Source organism: Clostridium amylolyticum (genome assembly GCF_900142075.1).
GTDB classification, from domain to species: domain Bacteria; phylum Bacillota; class Clostridia; order Clostridiales; family Clostridiaceae; genus Clostridium_AA; species Clostridium_AA amylolyticum.
In genome coordinates this window covers 146,864-168,005 of the sequence record NZ_FQZO01000008.1, presented here as the reverse complement: position 1 = coordinate 168,005, position 21,142 = coordinate 146,864, and the positions used below count along the sequence as shown (strand labels likewise).

Here is a 21,142-nt window from a genome sequence, read left to right as displayed (position 1 = left end):
TTACAAAGTTCTATATACAGTTTTGAAAGAACAAAATTCTTTCAGATAAAGGTACTTTTCTTTGAAAAGCACCGAAAATCTGGTGATTATGCCATAAAGGTAACACCCGTTCCCATTCCGAACACGAAGGTTAAGCTTTATAGGGCCGATGGTACTGCACGGGAGACTGTGTGGGAGAGTAGGACGTCGCCAGGTCTGTATTCCGCGGTAGCTCAATGGTGGAGCACTCGGCTGTTAACCGATAGGTTGGAGGTTCGAGCCCTCTCCGCGGAGCCAAAAACTCAAGTTGTATTGCAACTTGAGTTTTTTTATTTAATGTAAAAAACAATTTAGAATTTAAAATTAATAATTTCTCTTTGACTTGGTTATTCTAATACTAAAAGGATGTGATTCCGTGGCAAAAAGAAATGAAAATAAACATGAACCTCGCAGAGAGCAGTTCCAAAGTTTAGACTTCAAAGAAGATGTAGAAACTAACGCACGTTATTATGGCGACGATGAGGGAATGCCAGAAAGAATAGTTACAAACTACTATTATAAACCAACTAGGTAATTTAGAATTTAAAATGAAGGAGAGTTTTTCTGAAAAAGCGTCAGAAAAACTTTAAATTTATTAACAAAAGGAAGCCCTTCGGCTTCCTATAATTTTAAGATTGTCTAAACTATGAGTTTTCAATTCTTAATTTTTCCATCGCTTCTTCCCAAGAATGGACTATTTCTCCGTTATCTTCTATTAGTCCAACTACATATTGATTTACGCCGTAAGGAACTTTATCTCCTTCATATTTATGAGAAGTTCTTAGTCTTATATCCGTATGATGAGCGATTATTTCTTTTTTAGGATATTTGCTTAATAATTCTTTTAACATATTTAAAGCGGTTTCACTATCGTTATTTTCAAGGGCTTCTTGCAGCTTTAGCATGTGATTATATGCAAAGTTCCAAGCAGCAGTTATACCTAGCTCAGAGCATACACCAGGATCCATTCCATCAATCTCCGCCACTATAATATCGCTATCTAGAACTTCTTTGGTGTCTCCCCAGTAAATATCTTCTGCAGTAGGTAATTTTGACTTATCATTACAAGGAGCTTCTATAGGATTGTATACATCCATCCCTAAATTTCTTAGGTCTTTTCCTTCCTCAAGACGTTTATTTATATCTCCCTGCTTAAATAAAGCACCTGCTATATAAGCTTTTTTAAATTTATTCATTATTGTTATGACCTCCTATGTTGAATTTTTTTATTTAGATTTACGTCTATTATGACCAGCATGATACTACTTATTATAAGGGATATAATATATTTCATAAAGCGGTATTATATATTCAAAAAAGCTAAATACTATAATAAGGTGGTATATATCTGGTTATGAATAGATTTTATTCCAGTGGCAATATTTATAATAAAATAGTATAATTAAAATAAATTCTATATTCTGAAAATTTAATTAATTTTTTAAAGGAAATTTATGTTTTTTAGAGAATATAGATAATGTGTCACTTATATTTAAATTTGCAATGTGCTGATAGCTTCAGCAGATTATAGATGCAAAGTTAGTCAAATTTTTAAAGGAAAGGTGGGTGAAGTCCATTAAGTTAAAAGTTTAGCTTAATGGCAAGGCTTATGAAAGAGTACAAAATCAACAACCTCAGAAATGTAGGAATCCTTGGTCATAGTGGATCAGGAAAGACCTCTTTAGCAGAAGCATTATTATTCACAACCAAGACCATTGATCGTTTAGGAAAAGTTGACGAAGGAAATACCATATGTGATTACGATGTTGAAGAAAAGAAAAGAAAAATATCCATGTCGGCATCTGTAGCACCTTTTGAATGGAAGGGTGTAAAGGTTAACATGCTGGATCTTCCAGGATACTTTGATTTTATAGGAGAACAAATTCAAGGGATGAGAGCCTGTGACGTAGCTATGATAGTGGTATGCGGTGCAGCAGGAGTAGAAGTAGGAACAGAAAAAGCTTGGAACTACGTTAATAAAATAAAGCTTCCAAGAACATTTTTTATAAATAAACTTGATAGAGAAAACAGTGATTATGATAAAGTATTAGCTCAGCTAAAAGATCATTACGGAATATCTGTAGTACCTATACAATATCCCATTGGAAAAGAAGCCGATTTTAAAGGCGTTATAAATATAATTTCAAGAACCGCTACGGTTTATAATCCTAAAACTAAAAAGATGGAACCAGCTGACATTCCAGCAGAATTAGAAGAAAAAGTAGATGAGTGCAAGCAGATGGTTATGGAAGCTGTAGCAGAAACTGATGAAGTTTTGCTTGATAAGTACTTTTCAGAAGGAGAATTAAGCGACGAAGAGATCTATAAAGGACTTATAAATGGATGTGTAAGTGGTGACATTGCTCCTGTTATGTGCGGAAGTGCAGCCTCTGTTATAGCTATGGATGCTTTGTTAGATGATATAATTGAGTGTTTCCCATCACCAGAATACGCATTATCTCAAAAGGCAATAGATAAGAAAAATAATAAAGAAGTTAGAGTAAATCTTAATGAGAAGGATCCTTTCTCCGCCTTTGTGTTTAAGACTATAGCAGACCCATTTGTTGGTAAGCTATCTATGTTTAGAGTTATTACTGGAAAGATAACTCCAGATACTTCTGTACTTAATACCTCTAAAGATAAAAATGAAAAGATAGGAAGTATATATTACTTAAGAGGAAAATCCCAGCTTCCTGCTGAAGAAATAATAGCAGGAGATATAGGAGCCGTAGCAAAACTTCAATATACAGGTACAGGAGATACTTTATGTAATCCTAATTTCAATGTAGAATATGACAGTATGAATTTCCCAGAACCTGTAATGTCTATGGCGGTTGTACCTAAAGCAAAAGGTGATGAAGACAAAATATCTTCAGGTTTAGGCAAGCTTATTGAAGAAGATCCAACCTTTAAGGTATCTAGAGATGTGGAAAATGCAGAAACTATAATTTCAGGAATAGGTGAAGCCCATTTAGATATGGTAGCTTCAAAGCTTAAAAATAAATTTGGTGTAGAAGTTGCATTACAAATTCCAAAGGTTCCATACCGTGAAACCATAAAAGCTGTTTCTGATGTCCAAGGAAAGCACAAAAAGCAGTCTGGAGGGCATGGACAATATGGAGATGTTAAAATTAAATTTGAACCAAGAACCGACGGCTCCGATGAACTTCAATTTGTAGATCAAGTTGTAGGAGGAGTTGTTCCAAGAAACTATATACCTGCGGTAGAGAAAGGTCTTAAGGAATGCATAGGCCGTGGAGTTCTTGCAGGATACCCCGTAATAAGATTAAAAGCCACATTGCATGATGGTTCTTACCACCCTGTAGATTCCTCTGAAATGGCATTTAAAATAGCAGCTTCCTTAGCCTATAAAAAGGGCCTAGAAATGGCAAGTCCTATACTTCTAGAACCTATTATGAAGGTAGAAGTAATAGTTCCAGACGAGTATATGGGAGATGTTATAGGAGATATAAACAAAAAGAGAGGTAGGGTTCTAGGAATGGAGCCAGAGGATGGACTTCAAAAAGTTTTAGCAGAAGTTCCAATGTCAGAAATGTTTACTTATGCTACTGATCTTAGATCTATAACCCAGGCAAGGGGAAGTTTTAGATCCGCCTTCGAAAGATATGAAGAAGTACCCGCTGCGGAAGTAAATAAAATAATAGAAACCGCCAAAGCTCTAAAAGCTGAAGCCTAAGCAGACATTCCAAAAAGTAGAGATTTACGTCTCTACTTTTTTTATAAAAATTTTTACATAATAAATTAGGATAAAGTATAAATATTATGGAAATAATAAGTCTAAGTGGAGAAGAAGCTTAACATTAATTATATCAGGAGGGGTCTTCCATGTCGCATTATAGAATGGAAATTACAGGTATCATAGGACTTAGTGATTACAGTAATATTTATGATTATATTGGCGTGGTAGATCACCATGACAAATTTACTATTTCCCTAAGTGAAGTTACACAAGATAATATAAATATAATTTGTTCCTTTCTAAATGATAAGAATTTTAGAATAACAAACCAAGGTGAAGATGTTGACGGTAAATATTATATTCATGCTTTAAAATATAAGTAGATATTGCTATAATGATAAGGTATTCACATTAACATGAGTACCTTTGAAAACTGATGATATTAGTTTTCATGCTTTCACTATGCAGAAATGATGCAATTAATATTAAATGGACAAGTTATAAAATTAAGTTTATCCCATAGCTAACAGCCACTAATACTCCCACTTCTTTAAGTGGTGGGATAAGGGGTGTTAAGATCCTGGATAAGTTCTTCTAAGGTTCATCTGGAGTAAGTATTCCTTTTAAGCAAACTGCATGGGAAGCTAAGAATCACCTGATATAAGTAAATATTTTTTATTTAAAATTTTTCATAAGTAAAAGTTTTATTTGGAGGTAAAATAATGGAGAAATATGTTGTTGGTATTGATTTAGGAGGTACAAAAATCTGTTGTGCGGTTGCTGATTTAAAGGGTAACATTAAAGCTCAGACTACATTAGCTACTTTGGCTCATGAAGGAGAAGGCGCTGTTTTAGCTAGAATGATATTAGCAGTAGAAACAGTTATGAAAGAAATTAATGCTCCTTTAGAGGATATAAAAGCCATCGGCATAGGATCACCAGGTCCCTTAGATGCAGAAAAAGGAATAATAGTTACTACACCAAACCTGCCTTTTAAAAACTTTAATATAGTTAATCCTATGACAGAAAGATTCAATGTGCCAGTATATTTAGATAATGATGCTAATGTGGCTGCTATTGGAGAATATTTACTAGGAGCAGGTAAGGGCACTAAAAACATGGTGTATGTTACTGTAAGTACTGGTATCGGTGGAGGAGCTATCGTAAATGGTAAAATTTACAGAGGAAATACTTCCAATGCTTTAGAAGTAGGTCATATGACCATTGTTCCAGATGGTCCAAGGTGTAACTGTGGAAACTTAGGCTGTGCTGAAGCTGTAGCCTCAGGAACTGCCATAGCAAAAAGAGCTAAAGAAGCAGTAGAAAGCAAAGCAGAAACATCCTTAAAGAACTATGAAAATGTAACTTCTTATGAGGTTTTTGTAGAAGCTTCTAAGGGGGACAAGGTTGCAAAGGCTATATTAGATAGTTGCCTAAATTATCTTGGTATAACTGTAGCAAATATTATTACAAGCTTTGATCCTGAGGTGGTTATTATTGGCGGAGGGGTTTCTCAAGGCGGAGATGTGGTATTTGACAAAGTTAGGGAAGTTGTAAATACAAGAAACTTTAAAACCATGGCAGATTCTTGTAAAGTTCTACCAGCAGGGCTTGGAACCAATGCTGGAGTGGTAGGAGCAGTAGCCCTTGCAATTTTGGAGACAGAATCAGTTTAGAAGTTTTATAAAAAATTATATTCATTTATCCTTATTAGATAGATGAATATATTTTTTTATATTGGAAAAATATTATTATATAGGAGGACTTTTCATTGACTACTTTATATATAACAAGACATGGAGAAACAGAATGGAACATACAGTCTAGGTTTCAAGGGTGGAAAAATTCCCCTTTAACAGAATTAGGAGTTAAGCAGGCTGAAAGTTTAAGAAAGAGAATGAGCACCGTTCCCTTAAACAAAATATATGCAAGTCCCACAGAAAGAGCAGCAAAAACTGCTGAAATAATAAGAGGCGATAGAGATATTGAAATAATTCATGATATAGATTTAAGAGAAATGGGCTTCGGTAACTGGGAAGGTCTTACTTATGATGAGATTAAGAGCCTAAATGAAGCAGAACTAAATAATCTTATATATCATCCATCTAAATACATTCCTGACATGGGAGAAGATTATAAGACTTTTACAGCGAGAATCATAGGTGCAGTGGACAGGATAATTTTAAACCATCCTAATGAATCCGTACTTATAGTTACTCATGGCATATCTCTTAAAGTGATGCTTTCATATTTTAATAGCTTAGACCTAGATGAAATACATAACTTACCTATAGTTGGACAAGCTAGTCTTACTCAAGTAAACATAAATAAAGATGAGTTTCAAGTGATATTAACTGGGGATACACAGCATTACGATTTCTAAAAATAATAAAAGTGCTCTATTTATCCGATAGCTAACCGCCTCTAATACCCCAACTTCTTTAAGTGGTGAATAAGAGGCGCTAAGTATCGGATAAATAGAGCATTAATTTTAATGAATTTCTTATTTATAATCCAATGGATGTAGCGAATTAAATCTTCATGGAGAGCAACCTTAATAATATCCTTCTTCTTTAAATTCTTTTCCACTTTTATTCAATGCTGGCTCCTCAATGGTTTGAGGAAGATGATTTTTAGACCATTGATTTTGAGTTTTAGTGCCATTTTTAATAAAGTCGTGTTTATCATTTTCTCTTCTATGTTTTTTCATAGCAATCTCCCTTTCCTCCGCTTTATTCTTACACCTTTAGTATGCTTAATATTTATGCTTTTATAGCTTAGTATGTTTTCAAAATAAGCCTTAAAAATCCAACTTAGCCACTGGAAAGCCAGTATATTAATTCTTAATAAAACCAAAAATAATATTGAAATGAAAAACAATATATTTTTAAGGGAGGAATATATATGGCTAAAAAGAACCAGCCAAGTTCCTGGGAAAGCAAAAGAAGAGAAAAAACTAAGAAAAATGAAGTAAAGCCTGTACCGGAAATTTCCAATAAAAATCGTTAGAGATATAAAAAAGTTTTTAAATGAGGAATAATATTAAAAATATTATATATACTTGTAAAAGACAGTAAAAAGCAAACAGGAGATGATATACATATGCCTAAAGATAGTCAACCTGATAATAAATTGGCAAGAAAGATAAAATCCAATGGGGATACACCTTCCACTAGGGAATCTGCTAAAAATGTAAGCAGAACTACTAAGAAACAATCCAGTGACAGAGGAGATGTATAATTCCTTGCCATAAGTTCTCTTCCCCTCAAGCAGACATGTCAAATTTTAATTTGGCATGGTGGCTTACTTCTTCGTAGCATCTAAAGGATAAAAATCTTATTTTTAAAAGCTTTAGGTGCAAAGAAGAAGTTTCCGATATTAATGTATTTAAGTTACATTAACTAATTTACTAGCATCTTGGTAAAGGCTTATTACATTATGGATATGGTTAAATGTAAGTTTATGAAATATTCAGGGAGAGGGAAAGAGAATTTTTAACATATCTGCCTACTATTTAGCTTTTATATGATAAAGCTTAATAGTAGGCAGCTTTTGGTTGTTGTGATATAATAAGTCTATTTAAAAGTTATAATTAACTTAAGGATGGTGACAATTTATGAAAGTGGAGATAGTTGCTGTAGGAACAGAAATTCTTTTAGGAGATATAGTTAATACCAATGCCCAATATTTATCTAAAGAACTGGCAGCCCTAGGGATAAGTGTATATAGGCAAAGCGTTGTGGGGGATAATGAAGAAAGACTGCTTCAAACCTTTAGAGAGGCTTTAACTAGGTGTGATTTAGTTATTGCCACAGGGGGCTTAGGACCTACCAATGATGATATAACAAAAGAAGTAGCTTCAAAGTTTTTTAATAAAGAATTGATCTTTCATGAAAAGTCTTGGGGTTATATAGAAGATTATTTTAATAAAATGGGAAAAGAGCCTGGGGAAAGTAATAAGAAACAAGCCTATTTTCCTAAGGATGCAATAATACTAGAAAATCACCATGGAACTGCTCCAGGAGCCATTATAAAAGGAGCTGATGACAAAGCTATAGTAGTGCTTCCCGGGCCTCCAGTAGAAATGAAAAATATGTTTAAGGAGTCAGTGCTCCCTTATTTAGAAAAATATTGTGATAGAACATTGGTTTCTAAGGTTTTAAGAGTAGCTGGCGTTGGGGAAAGCACTGCAGCAGAAAAAATTAAAGATATTTTAGATAATCAAACTAATCCTACAGTGGCGCCTTATGCAAAGCAATCTGATATGGTATTCAGAATTACAGCCAGTGGAGAAAGTGAACAAGAAGCTAAAAAGCTTATAGAACCTGTAGAAAAAGAAATAAGAAACAGATTAGGAGATAATGTTTATGCTGAAGGTGATACCACCATGGAAGAGGTGGTGGCAAAGCTGCTCATAGAGAATAATCTTACCATAGCTGTGGCAGAATCCTGCACAGGAGGTCTTTTAGCTGCAAGGCTTATAAACTATCCGGGAATATCAGAAGTATTCATGGAAGGGGCTGTTACTTATTCCAATGATGCAAAAATCAGAAGACTTAAGGTAAAAGAAGATACCTTAAATAAATATGGAGCAGTAAGTGAAGAAACCGCAAGAGAGATGGCAGAAGGCATAGCCAAAGAAGCTAAAACCAATATTGGAGTATCCACTACAGGCATAGCAGGCCCCGGTGGTGGTACAGAGGAAAAGCCTGTAGGCCTTGTATATGCAGCTATATACATTAACGGAGAAACTAAGGTAAGAAAACTTAATTATACAGGCAGCAGAGAAAATATAAGAAATAGAGCCACTGTTAGTGTTCTAGATTGGTTAAGAAGAGAACTATTATTAAGATAGTTGCTACGAAGAAGTTTCCTTGTGCTATTAATTAAAATATACCGGACATGGTACAAGGGATAATTTTAATCTATAGGTTAATAATAAATAAAATCCCCCTGTCATGGTTAGTACCAAAATCAGAGGGACTTTATGTATATTATTAAAAATGGGGGAGAGGCATAATTATAACTTTCATTATTAATCATTGCCTAACTTTCGAATAATATACATGATTTGTAAAAAATATTTTGAGTTTCAATAAATATTAATTTAATTATAGTAAAGGCGGGGTGAAAGATGAAACCGACTTATAAAGCAAACTTATTTGCACTTATGCTTGTATTAACTCAGATTTTAGGAAGTAAATTCATAGCACCAATTATAGTTTCATTAGGGCTTAGCTTTCCAGTACTTATGGTTAGTACCCAGATTTTATTCTTATTTGTTCCTACCATAATATATTTTATTGTTACAAAAGAAAATGTCGTGGATACCTTAAGTTTAAAGAAACTTCCTTTAAAAGATATCTTAATGGTAATGGTAATAGCCTTATTTTGTCAGCCAGTAGCTTGGTTTTTATCCTACACTTCAGGCTTATTTTTCCCCAATAAGGTAGCAGAAGTTTTTAAAGTTGTTTCAGGCTTACCTTATATGGTACTTCTTTTTGTAATGGCAGTAGTACCAGCGGTTTTTGAGGAAATTACTATAAGAGGAATAGTACTTAGAGGTTATAAGGAAAAATCTATATTAAAAGCAGGTCTCTTTACTGGATTAATTTTTGGTATGCTTCATTTAAATGCTCAGCAGTTTTTATATGCCGCTGCCTTGGGAGTATTATTAGCTTATCTTGTAAGAATAACAGGCAGTATTTATTCCAGCATACTTTGTCACTTCTTATTTAATGGATTTCAAGTAACCATGAGCAAATTAGTGCAAGTATTTGCAGAGATGATGAATAAAGATATCGCAGCAGCGCAAAGCAGTGCAGCGGACATTCCTATTGCAGCTAAGCTATACACTTTCTTTATTTTAGCTGTGCTGGCAGCAGTGTTCACCACCTTTATAGTGATGATTATAAAGAAGATGAGAAGAGAGAAAGGGCCAATGTTAAGGGTGGAAAGCTCTAGTTTAGAAGAGGAAAAATTAAATTATCTATCTAGGGATTATGAGAATATTAATAATGATAATTATATGGACAATCCTCTGAATACACCTTTCATTCTAAACATAGTTATATTTATTTTAATGATGTTTCTACAAAATTTATCCTATTAAGCAAACTCCACCTGAAGCTAAGAATCACTTGATAGTGGCAGCCGCATGAGCTATTAACACATAACTCATATGGCTGCCACTTTTTTTTAATTGACAGGAGATATTTATATAACTTACAATATCAAAGTAAGTTTATTTTTTAGAATTTTTTAATTTTTACAAAACAGCATTATTTTAAATGCTTATGAGAAAGTAGTTTAAAGCAAGGAGAGAAAAAATGAGTATTTTAACAGTAAAAAATATAAGCCATGGCTTTGGTGACAGAGGAATTTTTGAAGATGTTTCCTTCAGGCTGTTAAAGGGAGAACATGTAGGGCTTATAGGTGCCAATGGTGAAGGTAAGTCTACATTTATGAATATAATTACAGGGAAATTAGCACCAGATGAAGGTGATGTTGAATGGAGCAACAGGGTTAGAGTTGGTTATATGGACCAGCATGCTCAGCTAGAAAGAGGAAAAACCATAAGAGATGTGCTTAAGGAAGCTTTTAAATATCTTTTTGATTTAGAAGCTGAGATATTAAGCATGTATGACAAAATGGCAGATGCTTCTACAGAAGAAATTGACAAAATGATGAATGACATAGGAACCATTCAAGATATGCTTGATCACAACGGTTTTTATGTTATCGATGCTAAAATAGAAGAAATAGCCGCAGGTTTAGGACTTAAAGATATAGGATTAGATAAAGACGTAGCAGATTTAAGCGGTGGACAGAGAACAAAAGTGCTCTTAGCTAAGCTCCTTTTAGAGGTCCCAGATATATTACTTTTAGACGAGCCCACCAACTATCTAGATGAACAGCATATAGAGTGGCTTAAGAGATATCTGCAAAATTATGAAAATGCCTTTATACTAATATCCCACGACATACCTTTCTTAAATAGCGTAATTAATTTAATATACCATGTGGAAAATCGTAAGCTTACTAGATATGTAGGCGATTATGATAATTTCAGAAGGATTTATGAAGCTAAAAAAGAACAGTTAGAAGCAGCCTTTGAAAGACAACAGCAGGAAATATCCAAGTTAGAGGATTTTATTGCAAGGAACAAAGCTAGAGTTGCCACCACAGGTATGGCCAGAGCAAGACAAAAGAAGCTGGACAAAATGGAAATAATAGAACTGGCACCAGAGAAACCAAAGCCAGAATTTAATTTTAAACAAGCGAGAACCTCAGGGAAGATGATCTTTGAAGCCAGGGATCTTGTTATAGGCTATAATGAACCCTTAACCAAACCTTTGAACCTAAGAATGGAAAGAGGACAAAAGATAGCTCTAGTAGGAGCCAATGGCCTAGGTAAGACAACCCTTTTAAAAAGCCTTATGGGATTAATTAATCCATTAAGCGGTGAGGTGGAAACCGGAGATTATCAGGAAATAGGATACTTTGAGCAAGAAATCAAAGAAGCAAACTATAAGACCTGTATAGAAGAGGTTTGGGAATCCTTCCCTCACTTTACTCAATACGAAATAAGAGCAGCCTTAGCAAAATGCGGCCTAACCACAAAACACATAGAGAGTAAGGTAGTGGTACTATCCGGTGGAGAACAAGCTAAAGTAAGACTTTGCAAGCTCATAAACAGAGAAACCAATATACTAATCCTAGACGAGCCTACCAACCACCTAGATGTAGACGCCAAGGAAGAGTTAAAAAGAGCCCTAAAAGCATATAAAGGCAGCATCCTCCTAGTTTGCCACGAGCCTGAATTCTATAATGACGTGGTAACAGATGTATGGAACTGTGAGGAATGGACAACTAAAATTGTATAATAGTTCTATAATAAAAGGAGTTAGTTTTCAATCAACTAGCTCCTTCTACTATATTAAAGATAAAATTAAAAAATATATAGTTTATTGTATCTTGAGAACAATTTTAGTAAATTAGTAAGTGGAGATAAAAACACAGTTTCTGTTGGTAGTCAGAACCTATATAAATTTAATATAGCAGTAACCTGCCCTCCTGGGGTTGTCCATTCTCTAGAGATTTTAATTTAACAGGAGGAGATGTTTATGATAACATCAATTAAAAACAAAAAAATTAACAAAGAGCGAAAAATGAAATGGAAGAAAGAAAGTTTCAATTAAAGCAGACGAAAAAGAAAGAAAAGCATAAAGGACATTAGAATAATAATTGCACAGTATAAAATTAAAGGTTTATTTTTAAAGAATATTTGATATAATATAAATAAGAAGAGGCTTAGTGCTGGTAACACTAAGCCAATCCTAGAACGTTTTTTAGTTTTAGGGCTATTGGATTTATCTAAAAGAAGATAACTGAGAAATTAGTGCTTACGTTTGGTGGACGGAGCACTTTTTTCATTTGTCTTAAATTTAATTTTAAGACTTTTAACACTAATATTCATTTCAAAATCACAAAATTTTGAAGTTGGTCTTAAAGCAATAATTATAAGCAAAATAACTATTGCTGCAAGTAAAGCCATAAAAGAAATTAGTATCATATCCAATACCACCCCCTTAAGCTATGATGAAAATTCACCAATAGCCCAAGGTGGAAAACGTACAACCACCGTAGCCATCCACTTCTACGGTTACGAAATTTTACTTGGATAGTATAGCATAATTCTTATGTCAAGTACAATAACATATAAAAAATAAAATACAGCTTATGTAATATTAAAAACTAACTAAAAATTAAAAAGTGAATTTATAAATTTAAGACTTAGTGAAATGTGATTCCTTTTATTATATAATTATTGAAAAGATAAAATGAGAGGTGTGAGGTTAAATGGTGGACTTGAATTTTAATGTAGGAGATACAAATTTCTTAGCAATTGTTAATACAAACAGATATTTATCATATGTTGATGAAGACTGGGATTTAAAAATGTTAAAAAATCACTTTATTAAGGAAACAGAGCAAGGAAATATTTTAGTTATGCAGATGACTAATGAAGGTATAGAAGATGATTGGAAAATACGTGTTGAGTTTGGTGATTCTATTGTAGAAAGTGATTGTTTTAGAAAAGATACTGGATATATAAAAGTTGATAATAGTGAATTGTGTTTTGTTGAGTATACATGTTTAACAATGGCAGCACAATTTAAAGATGAAAAAGTTCCAGATAAATATTGTGATAAGTTTAGATTTAAGATAGATAATGGAGTATATAAAGTGAATATAACTCAATTTTATGATGTAGATAATGGAGTACATATTGGAAGAAGTGATATTGATATATTATTTCAATTCATTAAAGTTGAGAGTAATTTGGAATGCGCTCCTAAAGTATTTTGGTATGATTGTTAAATACGATTTTATAGATAAATAAGTTAAGTATATAATTAATGGCAAATTGAATACACTTACTTAAAATACAATTAATACCACATTAGGCTATATGACCAACAATAGTTTAAGTTGCCTTATAAATAAGGAAAATTAATAAATAAAAACACATCTTATGTTGTGAGAGTTGGACAACTAAAATTGTTTAAATAAATCAAATTATAGATAAGTGTTTTGTGTTTTAAATGATAGAATATAGACAGCAGTAATATCAACAGGTATTATTGCTGTCTTATATTTTTTATTTAATAGAGAAACCCCACATAATTGAACAGGATAAGTCGGATATGTTTTTGTGATTTCTGATATTCTATTAATGAAAGGAGCGGTCACTAAATGGATTCAGTAAGAGGAATGAATAATGCATTAAGTTATATTGAGGAGAACCTTGCTAATGATATTGATTTAAAAGAAGTAGCTAGATTGGCCTTTTGCTCTGAATATCATTTTCAAAGAATATTTTCTTTTCTCGTAGGTATTTCACTGTCGGAATATATTCGCAGAAGACGCCTTACCATTGCAGCTTTTGAACTTAATAATAGCAACCTTAGGATAATTGATATAGCCATTAAATACGGGTATAGTTCACCTGACTCATTTACAAGAGCCTTTCAAAACTTGCATGGTATAACACCTTCTGAAGCAAGACTAAATGGTCAATCATTGAAGGCATATCCAAGAATGACCTTTCAATTATCAATTAAAGGGGGAAATGAAATGAACTATAGAATAGTAGAAAAAGAATCATTTAACATTGTTGGTATTAAGAAAAGAGTGCCTATTATATTTAATGGAGTTAATCCAGAGATTGCAGTAATGTGGCAAAGTTTAAACCAAGAAATCATTCATCAACTTAAAGAACTTTCTAATATAGAACCGAAAGGTATAATAAGTGCGTCCACTAACTTTTCAGAAGGGAGAATGGAGGAAAAGGGAGAACTTGACCATTTTATTGGAGTGGCTACAACAAGGGAGTGTCCAGCTAACTTAACACAACTTAAAGTTTCTGCATCAACATGGGCGGTATTTGAAGCTGTAGGACCATTTCCAGATACACTCCAAAATATCTGGGGACGTATATATGCAGAATGGTTTCCATCATCAAACTACGAACAGACAGAAGGACCAGAAATATTATGGAATGAGAATAAAGATGTAACTTCACCAACCTTCAAAAGCGAGATTTGGATACCAGTTATGAAAAGATAATAATTAAAATGTATGATAAATTAATTAAATATAAACAATTATTAGATATGGGAGCATTAACACAAGAAGAATTTGATGCAAAGAAAAAAGAACTTTTAGGATTATAAAGTAATAGTGTATATGGGAATATAATGTATATTTTCATATACACTATTTTCGATTATTTAATTGATGCAGTAGTAATAATAAAAAAGATTACTGCGGTTCTATATTTTTTAAATATATTTTTACTTAGTATATACTTAAAGCTGTAATACCAATAAGAACTTCTTATATTACCCATATAGGCGATATCTTTTCAACTAATGTGCGAGTTATTTCTCATTTTACGTTATGGATTTGAGTTAATGCTCATGTTAGCATTAAATTATCAAGTTCAAGGGGGGGCGTTATATGACAACAATTAAACTTAAAATAGCAGAATTGAGGAAAAATAGAGGAATAGCGCAACAAGATTTGGCGGATGTGCTGGGGGTATCCTTTCAATCAGTTAGTAAATGGGAGACTGGAGTAACAATGCCTGATATCACCTTATTGCCAAGCATAGCGGAATATTTTAATGTTTCTGTTGACGAGCTATTAGGTCTTAAGCCGCTTCTACAGCAAGTATATATGCCAAGGGATACAGATAATAGGGATAGTTGGAATGACAAAATAGATAAGTTATATAAGAATAGAAAGTATTTTTGGAATGATGATTATCTAAAGTTTCTTATAGAAAATGTTTGGAATATAACTTCGCCAATAGATGTTATAGAATATAGATGTGGTGAGGGTCAATTAGGAATTAAGCTACTTGAGCTTTTGCCAGAGGGAAGTACCTACACAGGAGTTGATAATGAATATTTCACTAATAAAGCTAAATTAAATTTTAATAATACTAATTTTAAAGCAAAATTTATAGTATCAGATTTATATTCTCTTGAAATAGATAGTAGATATGACATGGCTATTTGCCAGGCTTGACTACGACATGCGAATAAAGCAATGGAAATATTGAAAAAAATGATAGCTTCTGTTAAGAAAAATGGGCTTGTTGTTTGTGTAGATGTTAATAGGGAATTTGAAAATGATGGATTATATATTGATGAAATAGGTTATGATTATCTTTGCACAACTTTTGATTTTCATAATGTATGGAGGAAAGAACTGGTGTGTGAGGGTAGAGACTATGCAATAGGAATGAGATTGCCGTTTTATATGCAACAATTAGGTTTGCATGATATTGATATTCGTATGAATGATAAAGTAATGTATGTAAATCCTGATATGAAGAATTATCATGAAAAAGTACAAGACTTCATTGAAATTAACGGGTGGGATAGGTCTTTTAGCATATCAAATCAAGAAAATACAATTGAACTATTGATGAATAGAGGAATTCCTAGAGTTGAGGCAGAAGCATATATTGTAATGCAATCTAAAATAGCTGAGTATTTTAGGAATACAGAAAGTAGAAAATCATTTTTAAAAGTACAAGGACAATTAATTACATATGGGAAAAAATGAGTATAATTAGAAGTAATTAAGACAGAATCGTAAAAAACTGCGAAGGGAAGATTATTTATATTAGTGGAGGTTTAGACGATGGACTTGAAGTCAAGGATTTCTGAAATTATTGGTATTAAAGCTGATGATATAGCAGCTTCAATTGAATACAGGATAATAGAATCCATAAAAGAAGCTGGGTATGAGAGACAGCTTATTGAGTATAACTCCAATGGAGATACAGTCATTGCCTTTCTTTTAATTCCCGAAGTTCTTAATAATAATCCTGCAATACTAATAAATCACCAGCATAACAGCGAGCGTCATTTAGGGAAAAGTGAGGTGTGCGGGTTAGCTGGTAATCCCTTGCAGGCATTTGGACCAGAATTAGCGAGAAAGGGATTTGTTGTTTTAGCACCTGATTCGATATGCTTTGAAGAGAGACGGAAAAATGCGCAGGGGATAGTACCTCTACCAGGAGATGAGGATTTTTTTCAACATTTAAATGAAATGTGTTACCGTATCTTAAAGGGTGATAATCTGATGAAAAAAGTACTGCTTGACGCTATGAATGGTGTAACTTTACTGTCTGAACTTACTTTTACTGATAATAAAAAAATTGGCACACTGGGGCATTCTTATGGTGGAAATACCGTGCTATTCTTGTCTGCATTAGATGAACGGATTTGTTTTAGCTGTGCAAGTGGAAGCGCATGCACCTATGAGAACCGAATGTTAAATGATGTGGGTATTGAACTGGCAAGCGTGATTCCGTGTTTCAACAAAAGCTATGATATATTTGATTTAGTATACTGTATTGCTCCAAGACCGTTATTGATTGTCTCTGCGAATGAAGACAAATACTCGAGGGATGCAGACTTTATTGTTGAACAAGCTCGTCCATCATATGCAAAATATGGGGCTCATAATAAATTATGTCATAAGAGATATAATGGTGGCCATGGACTGACAAAAGAGAGGTTTGATTACATCGTCGAATGGTTGTGTATGAGTGCCGGATACACCGCATTATAAGCATTATATGATGATATTTTACTTCACATTCTTCTTTTATTGTTCACTAGTAAAGATTCTAGAGATGTCATTAATTTTATAATTCATGACATGGTAGTCTGTATTCAATATAAGGCAAAACTAGTTTGGGATCTTCTTATAGGATTCATTAACAGTTTTTTTTAATGAACCTTTTTGGATAGGTATATTTGAGCAACATGAGAATGATGGTTATAAAGTATGTAAACTAACTTTGGAGCAGAACCTAAAGATGAAGAGGTTTATCAATCTTAAATTTGATTTTATGATTTTTAGCATTCTGAGGAGGGATAGTAATGAGCATTGAAAATGAGAAGATATACCCTGATTGTCCAACTATTGTAAGAAGAGTTGAGATAGGCGGACTTACAAAATCGCAGCTTATCCAGAAGTTTCAAGAACACTCCATTTTGATGAATGAGTATTCAAAGAGCTTATTTGCTGATGATAATTTTACTACCTCAGATTTAACGTGCAGTCTGAAGACCGTCGAGCTCACCGTTTATGACCTTGGATTTCTTGAGGGAGCCACTACTGATCAAATCTTTAAAAGGGCCAGCGAGGTTGGTTTGGATATGTGTCCGCTTGAACTAGGACCTCACCTGAGATTACAGTATCTGGACCAGCCCGAAGGTTATTTGGGGAAGCCTTCCTTAGAGCATCAAGCTCCATACGGCTCTATCACAATAGCATCGGAGATATTAACTGAAGATGAAGATTTCCCGAAAGGCTTCTATTTGAGACGAATCGATGGCGTATTGTGGTTGCGCGGATATGTTGCTGGACCTGAGCATGTTTGGAAGCCAGATGACCATTTTATCTTTTTGTCAAACAAATAAGACTTTTTGGATTGTGTTGCATGAATAATTCATCATTTTCTTAAATTATGCCTTACTATAAATGAAATTTCATAGTATAGCATAATTTTAATATTAAGTATAGTGATATATTGAAGAAAAAATTTAAAATAGGATTTTGTAAAATTGAACTTGTAAGATATTTGAAATATAATTGCAGTATATTATATTTATGCTTATTGATTTAGCATATATCTATTGTCAGTTCTATAATGAAATTAACTTTATAATTTAATTGAATTGAGATATAATTTTACTTATAGGGAATTGATAATTTATAATGAGGTGATTAAAGTGAGTGAAAAAAACAACGCTGTAGTTAGCTCTGCACAACGATTGTAAGACATGAAACAAGTTGTTCAGAGCTGATTTAAAAGATTAATTTGATATATATGTTTTATTAATCGTTGTGCCTTATTTACAGAATAATTGTAGATAAAGGAGCAATGATTTATGAGATATGAAAAAGCGCAAAATATACTTCCAGAGGAAATATTGAAAATAATTCAAGAATATATAGATGGAGAATATCTATATATCCCAAGGAAAGATGAAAATAAAAAGACTTGGGGAGAGAACAGTGGAGCCTTGAAGGAGCTGGATATTAGAAATAGAAAGATTATGTGCAAATATAAAGAGGGAACTTCTGTAAAGGAATTATCCGGTACCTTTTATTTAAGCGAGGCCAGTATAAGAAGAATATTGAGATTGTACAAAAATAGGGAAGAATATTCCCCGTGAATATGAGCAGATGATATTACTTAGTTTATAGGTTGTATCATCTGCTTTTTTGATAAAGATCTTTACAGAAATGTTTATGAGCTTGTAGTTTTGAAATAGAACATGGTAATTTAAAATAGATGATTTGTTATGAATGCTTTTCTCTTGAAGCAATGGAAAATAACAATGTTAGAAATGAAAGAAAAGAGGGGAAATAACAAATGAGTATTTTGAAAGTGACTAACATGTCACAGGGATTTGGGGATAAACAGATTTTTAATGATGTATCTTTTAATTTATTAAATAGAGAGCACATTGGACTAGTTGGTGCCAATGGGGAGGGGAAGACTACCTTTCTAAAGCTGATTACCCATGAAATATTGCCGGATCAAGGAACTATAGAGTGGAACAGGAAAGTTTTAGTTGGCTATATGGACCAAAATGTGAAGCTTAGAGATGAGGATACAGTGAGGATGTATTTGCGGACAGCTTTTACAGAGCTTTTTAATATAGAGAAAAATTTAAATAAGCTATATGAAAATATGAGTGCCATGGCTGGGGAAGAAATGGAGAAGGCCCTTAGCAAAATAGGAGTATTACAGGAAACCTTAGAGAAAGATGATTTTTATTCCATAGAATCTAAGATAGAAGGAATAGCCACAGGTCTTGGGTTTAAAGATTTGCTGGATAGAGAAACCTCGCAATTAAGTGGTGGACAGAGGAGTAAGATATTGCTTGGAAAATTGCTTCTAGAAAAACCTGATGTTTTGCTTTTGGATGAGCCAACAAATCACTTAGATGAGGAGAATATAGAGTGGCTCAAGGAATATTTATCAAACTATGAAAATGCTTTTATAATAATCTCCCATGATAATGCATTTTTAAATAGTGTTATCAATGTGGTTTATCATTTAGAAAATAAAAAATTAACTAGATATGTGGGCAACTATGAAAAGTTCCTAAAATTGTATGAAGAGAGAAAAACACAGATATTAATAGACTATAATAAACAACAGAAGGAAATTGAAAGTCTTGAGGATTATATAAGAAAGAATAAAGTTAGGGCATCTACAGCTGCTATGGCAAAGGCAAGGGAGAAGAAGCTTAACAAAATCCAAAGAATAGAAATAGTAAAAAACAAGCCTAAACCACATTTCATATTTCAAGAAGCTAGTCCTTCTGGAAGTTTAATCTTTGAAACAAAAGATTTAGTCATTGGCTATGAAAGAGCATTGACTTCTCCATTAAATTTAAAAATGATGAGGGGGGAGAAGATTGCTCTTGTAGGTGCTAATGGAATAGGCAAAACTACACTTTTAAAGAGTTTGATAGGCTTATTGAATCCTATAGACGGAGAGGTAACTTTAGGAGTACTTCAGCATATCGGTTATTTCCAGCAGGAAGTGAAGGAAGAGGTTACAAAGAAATTTGTGATAAAAGAATTATGGGATGAGTTTCCCAAGGATAGTCAAACTCAGATAAGAACAAAGCTTGCTAGGTGCGGGTTGACTAGAGAGCATATTGCAAGTACCATGGATATCTTAAGTGGTGGAGAACAAGCAAAAGTAAGGCTTTGTAAGCTTCTAAACAAGCCAACTAATATTTTGATTCTAGACGAGCCAACAAATCATCTAGATGTAGACGCCAAGGAAGAGTTAAAAAGAGCCCTGAAAGCATATAAAGGCAGCATCCTCCTAGTCTGCCACGAGCCTGAATTCTATAATGACGTGGTAACAGATGTATGGAATTGTGAGGAATGGACAACTAAATAGTAAGAATGGAGGTAATAAAAATGAAGCAAAACAAATATGATGATAAAAGTTTTTTTGATAAATACAGTAATATGAACCGTTCGAAAAGTGGACTTGAAGGTGCTGGAGAGTGGCATGAACTTAAAAAAATGTTACCAGATTTTCAAGGTAAAAGGGTTTTAGATTTAGGCTGTGGTTTTGGGTGGCATTGTCAATATGCCATAGAAAATGGTGCAAAGTCGGTCATTGGAGTTGATATTTCACAAAAGATGTTAAATGAAGCAAGTAACAAAACAAAATCAGAAAATATCCAGTATATATGTATGCCTATAGAGGATATTGATTTCCCTGACAATTCCTTTGATGTGGTTATAAGTTCATTAGCACTTCATTATATTCAATCCTTTGATGATATTTTAAGTAAAATAAGCAAGTGTATTTTAAATGGCGGAGAATTTATTTTCTCTGTAGAGCATCCGATTTTTACCGCACAAGGGACACAGGATTGGTATTATGATGACAAAGGCAATATCGTGCATTGGCCAGTTGACCGATATTTTACGGAAGGTGTTCGTAATGCAAACTTTTTAGGCGAAGAAGTAATAAAATATCATAGAACATTGACAACATATTTAAACAACCTTATAAAAGCGGGGTTTGAAATAAAAGGACTTGTTGAACCAAAACCAGAAGAAAATTTACTGTACACTATTCCTGGAATGTTGGATGAATTGCGTAGACCAATGATGTTACTTGTATCTGCAATAAAGAAATAATAGAATGAGTGCTATAAAACATACATCCTTTGTAGTTTTTATTGTACAATCAAGATTGTGTAAAGCTGCCATAATCTCATCAAATAAATTATAGTATAAAGACAGCAGTAATATTGGATTGTATTATTGCTGTCTTTTACTTACATT

Annotated in this window: 22 protein-coding genes, 1 tRNA gene, 1 rRNA gene and 1 pseudogene; 23 read left to right on the top strand and 2 right to left on the bottom strand. The window is 33.2% G+C overall.

All coding sequences use genetic code 11. From position 1 onward, the window contains the following. Positions 1–78: 78 nt before the first annotated feature. From rrf to BUA82_RS20825, 3 genes are all read left to right on the top strand, one after another. Positions 79–195 (top strand): 5S ribosomal RNA (rrf, locus tag BUA82_RS16900). Positions 196–201: 6 nt separating this feature from the next. Then, a tRNA-Asn gene (locus tag BUA82_RS16895) sits at positions 202–276 on the top strand. Positions 277–394: 118 nt separating this feature from the next. Further along, positions 395–553, top strand: a complete 159-nt coding sequence (locus tag BUA82_RS20825) for a hypothetical protein (RefSeq protein WP_178140768.1) — start codon at positions 395–397, stop codon at positions 551–553. Positions 554–662: 109 nt separating this feature from the next. Here the strand turns inward: BUA82_RS20825 and BUA82_RS16890 are convergent, their stop codons facing one another. Then, on the bottom strand, positions 663–1,214 hold the full coding sequence (locus BUA82_RS16890) for a nucleoside 2-deoxyribosyltransferase (protein ID WP_073011044.1): 552 nt from the start codon (positions 1,212–1,214) through the stop codon (positions 663–665). 413 nt (positions 1,215–1,627) lie between these two features. On the opposite strand from BUA82_RS16890, the gene fusA reads away from it, so the two are divergent. The 4 genes from fusA (at position 1,628) to BUA82_RS16870 (ending at position 6,101) form a co-directional block, all read left to right on the top strand. Continuing rightward, positions 1,628–3,715: an elongation factor G gene (fusA, locus tag BUA82_RS16885; protein WP_073011087.1), complete on the top strand. Its 2,088-nt coding sequence runs from the start codon at positions 1,628–1,630 to the stop codon at positions 3,713–3,715. A gap of 149 nt (positions 3,716–3,864) precedes the next feature. Further along, complete coding sequence (locus BUA82_RS16880; protein ID WP_073011041.1) at positions 3,865–4,101, top strand: hypothetical protein; 237 nt, start codon at positions 3,865–3,867, stop codon at positions 4,099–4,101. Between the two features lie 339 nt (positions 4,102–4,440). Beyond that, complete coding sequence (locus tag BUA82_RS16875) at positions 4,441–5,394, top strand: ROK family protein (RefSeq protein WP_073011038.1); 954 nt, start codon at positions 4,441–4,443, stop codon at positions 5,392–5,394. Between the two features lie 95 nt (positions 5,395–5,489). Next, positions 5,490–6,101 carry a histidine phosphatase family protein gene (locus BUA82_RS16870; RefSeq protein ID WP_073011033.1) on the top strand — a complete coding sequence of 204 codons (612 nt, stop codon included), beginning with the start codon at positions 5,490–5,492 and terminating at the stop codon, positions 6,099–6,101. A 171-nt stretch (positions 6,102–6,272) separates the two neighbouring features. Here the strand turns inward: BUA82_RS16870 and BUA82_RS20820 are convergent, their stop codons facing one another. Further along, positions 6,273–6,428, bottom strand: a complete 156-nt coding sequence (locus BUA82_RS20820) for a hypothetical protein (RefSeq protein ID WP_178140767.1) — start codon at positions 6,426–6,428, stop codon at positions 6,273–6,275. Positions 6,429–6,820: 392 nt separating this feature from the next. On the opposite strand from BUA82_RS20820, the gene BUA82_RS20815 reads away from it, so the two are divergent. The 16 genes and pseudogenes from BUA82_RS20815 to BUA82_RS16795 all read left to right on the top strand — a co-directional run bounded on the left by BUA82_RS20815 (position 6,821) and on the right by BUA82_RS16795 (position 20,995). Beyond that, positions 6,821–6,958 (top strand): hypothetical protein, encoded by a 138-nt coding sequence (locus BUA82_RS20815; protein WP_178140766.1) that lies wholly within the window; start codon positions 6,821–6,823, stop codon positions 6,956–6,958. A gap of 376 nt (positions 6,959–7,334) precedes the next feature. Beyond that, on the top strand, positions 7,335–8,573 hold the full coding sequence (locus tag BUA82_RS16865; protein WP_073011030.1) for a competence/damage-inducible protein A: 1,239 nt from the start codon (positions 7,335–7,337) through the stop codon (positions 8,571–8,573). A gap of 279 nt (positions 8,574–8,852) precedes the next feature. Then, entirely contained in the window at positions 8,853–9,830 is a 978-nt protein-coding gene (locus tag BUA82_RS16860) for a CPBP family intramembrane glutamic endopeptidase (RefSeq protein WP_073011027.1), read from the top strand. A gap of 217 nt (positions 9,831–10,047) precedes the next feature. Next, the gene (locus tag BUA82_RS16855) at positions 10,048–11,604 is read left to right on the top strand and encodes an ABC-F family ATP-binding cassette domain-containing protein (RefSeq protein WP_073011023.1); all 1,557 of its coding nucleotides are present in this window, start codon (positions 10,048–10,050) and stop codon (positions 11,602–11,604) included. Between the two features lie 528 nt (positions 11,605–12,132). Beyond that, positions 12,133–12,405: a hypothetical protein gene (locus BUA82_RS20810; protein WP_178140765.1), complete on the top strand. Its 273-nt coding sequence runs from the start codon at positions 12,133–12,135 to the stop codon at positions 12,403–12,405. Between the two features lie 175 nt (positions 12,406–12,580). Continuing rightward, a complete protein-coding gene (locus BUA82_RS16845; protein ID WP_073011017.1) occupies positions 12,581–13,102 on the top strand; it encodes a hypothetical protein in 522 nt (173 codons plus the stop codon). 375 nt (positions 13,103–13,477) lie between these two features. Further along, entirely contained in the window at positions 13,478–14,350 is an 873-nt protein-coding gene (locus BUA82_RS16840) for an AraC family transcriptional regulator (protein WP_073011014.1), read from the top strand. Positions 14,351–14,358: 8 nt separating this feature from the next. Then, positions 14,359–14,457, top strand: coding sequence for an SHOCT domain-containing protein (locus BUA82_RS16835; protein WP_073011084.1), 99 nt, complete (start codon positions 14,359–14,361; stop codon positions 14,455–14,457). A gap of 286 nt (positions 14,458–14,743) precedes the next feature. Next, entirely contained in the window at positions 14,744–15,316 is a 573-nt protein-coding gene (locus tag BUA82_RS16830; protein ID WP_073011011.1) for a helix-turn-helix domain-containing protein, read from the top strand. Between the two features lie 21 nt (positions 15,317–15,337). Further along, positions 15,338–15,859: a hypothetical protein gene (locus BUA82_RS16825; RefSeq protein ID WP_073011008.1), complete on the top strand. Its 522-nt coding sequence runs from the start codon at positions 15,338–15,340 to the stop codon at positions 15,857–15,859. A gap of 78 nt (positions 15,860–15,937) precedes the next feature. Then, the gene (locus BUA82_RS16820; protein ID WP_073011005.1) at positions 15,938–16,873 is read left to right on the top strand and encodes an alpha/beta hydrolase family protein; all 936 of its coding nucleotides are present in this window, start codon (positions 15,938–15,940) and stop codon (positions 16,871–16,873) included. A 178-nt stretch (positions 16,874–17,051) separates the two neighbouring features. Continuing rightward, a pseudogene (locus tag BUA82_RS21265) lies at positions 17,052–17,137 on the top strand (DUF2992 family protein); the annotation flags it as partial. 50 nt (positions 17,138–17,187) lie between these two features. After that, positions 17,188–17,730, top strand: coding sequence for a helicase (locus tag BUA82_RS16810; RefSeq protein ID WP_073011002.1), 543 nt, complete (start codon positions 17,188–17,190; stop codon positions 17,728–17,730). Positions 17,731–18,201: 471 nt separating this feature from the next. After that, complete coding sequence (locus BUA82_RS16805; RefSeq protein ID WP_073010999.1) at positions 18,202–18,489, top strand: CD3324 family protein; 288 nt, start codon at positions 18,202–18,204, stop codon at positions 18,487–18,489. A gap of 200 nt (positions 18,490–18,689) precedes the next feature. After that, positions 18,690–20,240, top strand: coding sequence for a ribosomal protection-like ABC-F family protein (abc-f, locus tag BUA82_RS16800; RefSeq protein ID WP_073010996.1), 1,551 nt, complete (start codon positions 18,690–18,692; stop codon positions 20,238–20,240). 20 nt (positions 20,241–20,260) lie between these two features. Continuing rightward, positions 20,261–20,995 (top strand): class I SAM-dependent methyltransferase, encoded by a 735-nt coding sequence (locus tag BUA82_RS16795; RefSeq protein ID WP_073010992.1) that lies wholly within the window; start codon positions 20,261–20,263, stop codon positions 20,993–20,995. Positions 20,996–21,142: the final 147 nt, after the last annotated feature.

What these genes read in the sequence shown, in the direction of transcription:
- BUA82_RS16865 (WP_073011030.1), top strand. Translation starts at nt 7,335, where the DNA reads ATGAAAGTGGAGATAGTTGCTGTAGGAACAGAAATTCTTTTAGGAGAT.
- BUA82_RS16835 (WP_073011084.1), top strand. Translation starts at nt 14,359, where the DNA reads ATGTATGATAAATTAATTAAATATAAACAATTATTAGATATGGGAGCA.
- BUA82_RS16840 (WP_073011014.1), top strand. Translation starts at nt 13,478, where the DNA reads ATGGATTCAGTAAGAGGAATGAATAATGCATTAAGTTATATTGAGGAG.
- BUA82_RS16890 (WP_073011044.1), bottom strand. Translation starts at nt 1,214, where the DNA reads ATGAATAAATTTAAAAAAGCTTATATAGCAGGTGCTTTATTTAAGCAG.
- BUA82_RS16845 (WP_073011017.1), top strand. Translation starts at nt 12,581, where the DNA reads ATGGTGGACTTGAATTTTAATGTAGGAGATACAAATTTCTTAGCAATT.
- BUA82_RS16830 (WP_073011011.1), top strand. Translation starts at nt 14,744, where the DNA reads ATGACAACAATTAAACTTAAAATAGCAGAATTGAGGAAAAATAGAGGA.
- BUA82_RS16855 (WP_073011023.1), top strand. Translation starts at nt 10,048, where the DNA reads ATGAGTATTTTAACAGTAAAAAATATAAGCCATGGCTTTGGTGACAGA.
- BUA82_RS16875 (WP_073011038.1), top strand. Translation starts at nt 4,441, where the DNA reads ATGGAGAAATATGTTGTTGGTATTGATTTAGGAGGTACAAAAATCTGT.
- BUA82_RS16805 (WP_073010999.1), top strand. Translation starts at nt 18,202, where the DNA reads ATGAGATATGAAAAAGCGCAAAATATACTTCCAGAGGAAATATTGAAA.
- BUA82_RS16795 (WP_073010992.1), top strand. Translation starts at nt 20,261, where the DNA reads ATGAAGCAAAACAAATATGATGATAAAAGTTTTTTTGATAAATACAGT.
- BUA82_RS16880 (WP_073011041.1), top strand. Translation starts at nt 3,865, where the DNA reads ATGTCGCATTATAGAATGGAAATTACAGGTATCATAGGACTTAGTGAT.
- BUA82_RS16820 (WP_073011005.1), top strand. Translation starts at nt 15,938, where the DNA reads ATGGACTTGAAGTCAAGGATTTCTGAAATTATTGGTATTAAAGCTGAT.
- BUA82_RS20820 (WP_178140767.1), bottom strand. Translation starts at nt 6,428, where the DNA reads ATGAAAAAACATAGAAGAGAAAATGATAAACACGACTTTATTAAAAAT.
- BUA82_RS16825 (WP_073011008.1), top strand. Translation starts at nt 15,338, where the DNA reads ATGGAAATATTGAAAAAAATGATAGCTTCTGTTAAGAAAAATGGGCTT.
- BUA82_RS20815 (WP_178140766.1), top strand. Translation starts at nt 6,821, where the DNA reads ATGCCTAAAGATAGTCAACCTGATAATAAATTGGCAAGAAAGATAAAA.
- BUA82_RS16810 (WP_073011002.1), top strand. Translation starts at nt 17,188, where the DNA reads ATGAGCATTGAAAATGAGAAGATATACCCTGATTGTCCAACTATTGTA.
- BUA82_RS16860 (WP_073011027.1), top strand. Translation starts at nt 8,853, where the DNA reads ATGAAACCGACTTATAAAGCAAACTTATTTGCACTTATGCTTGTATTA.
- fusA (WP_073011087.1), top strand. Translation starts at nt 1,628, where the DNA reads ATGAAAGAGTACAAAATCAACAACCTCAGAAATGTAGGAATCCTTGGT.
- abc-f (WP_073010996.1), top strand. Translation starts at nt 18,690, where the DNA reads ATGAGTATTTTGAAAGTGACTAACATGTCACAGGGATTTGGGGATAAA.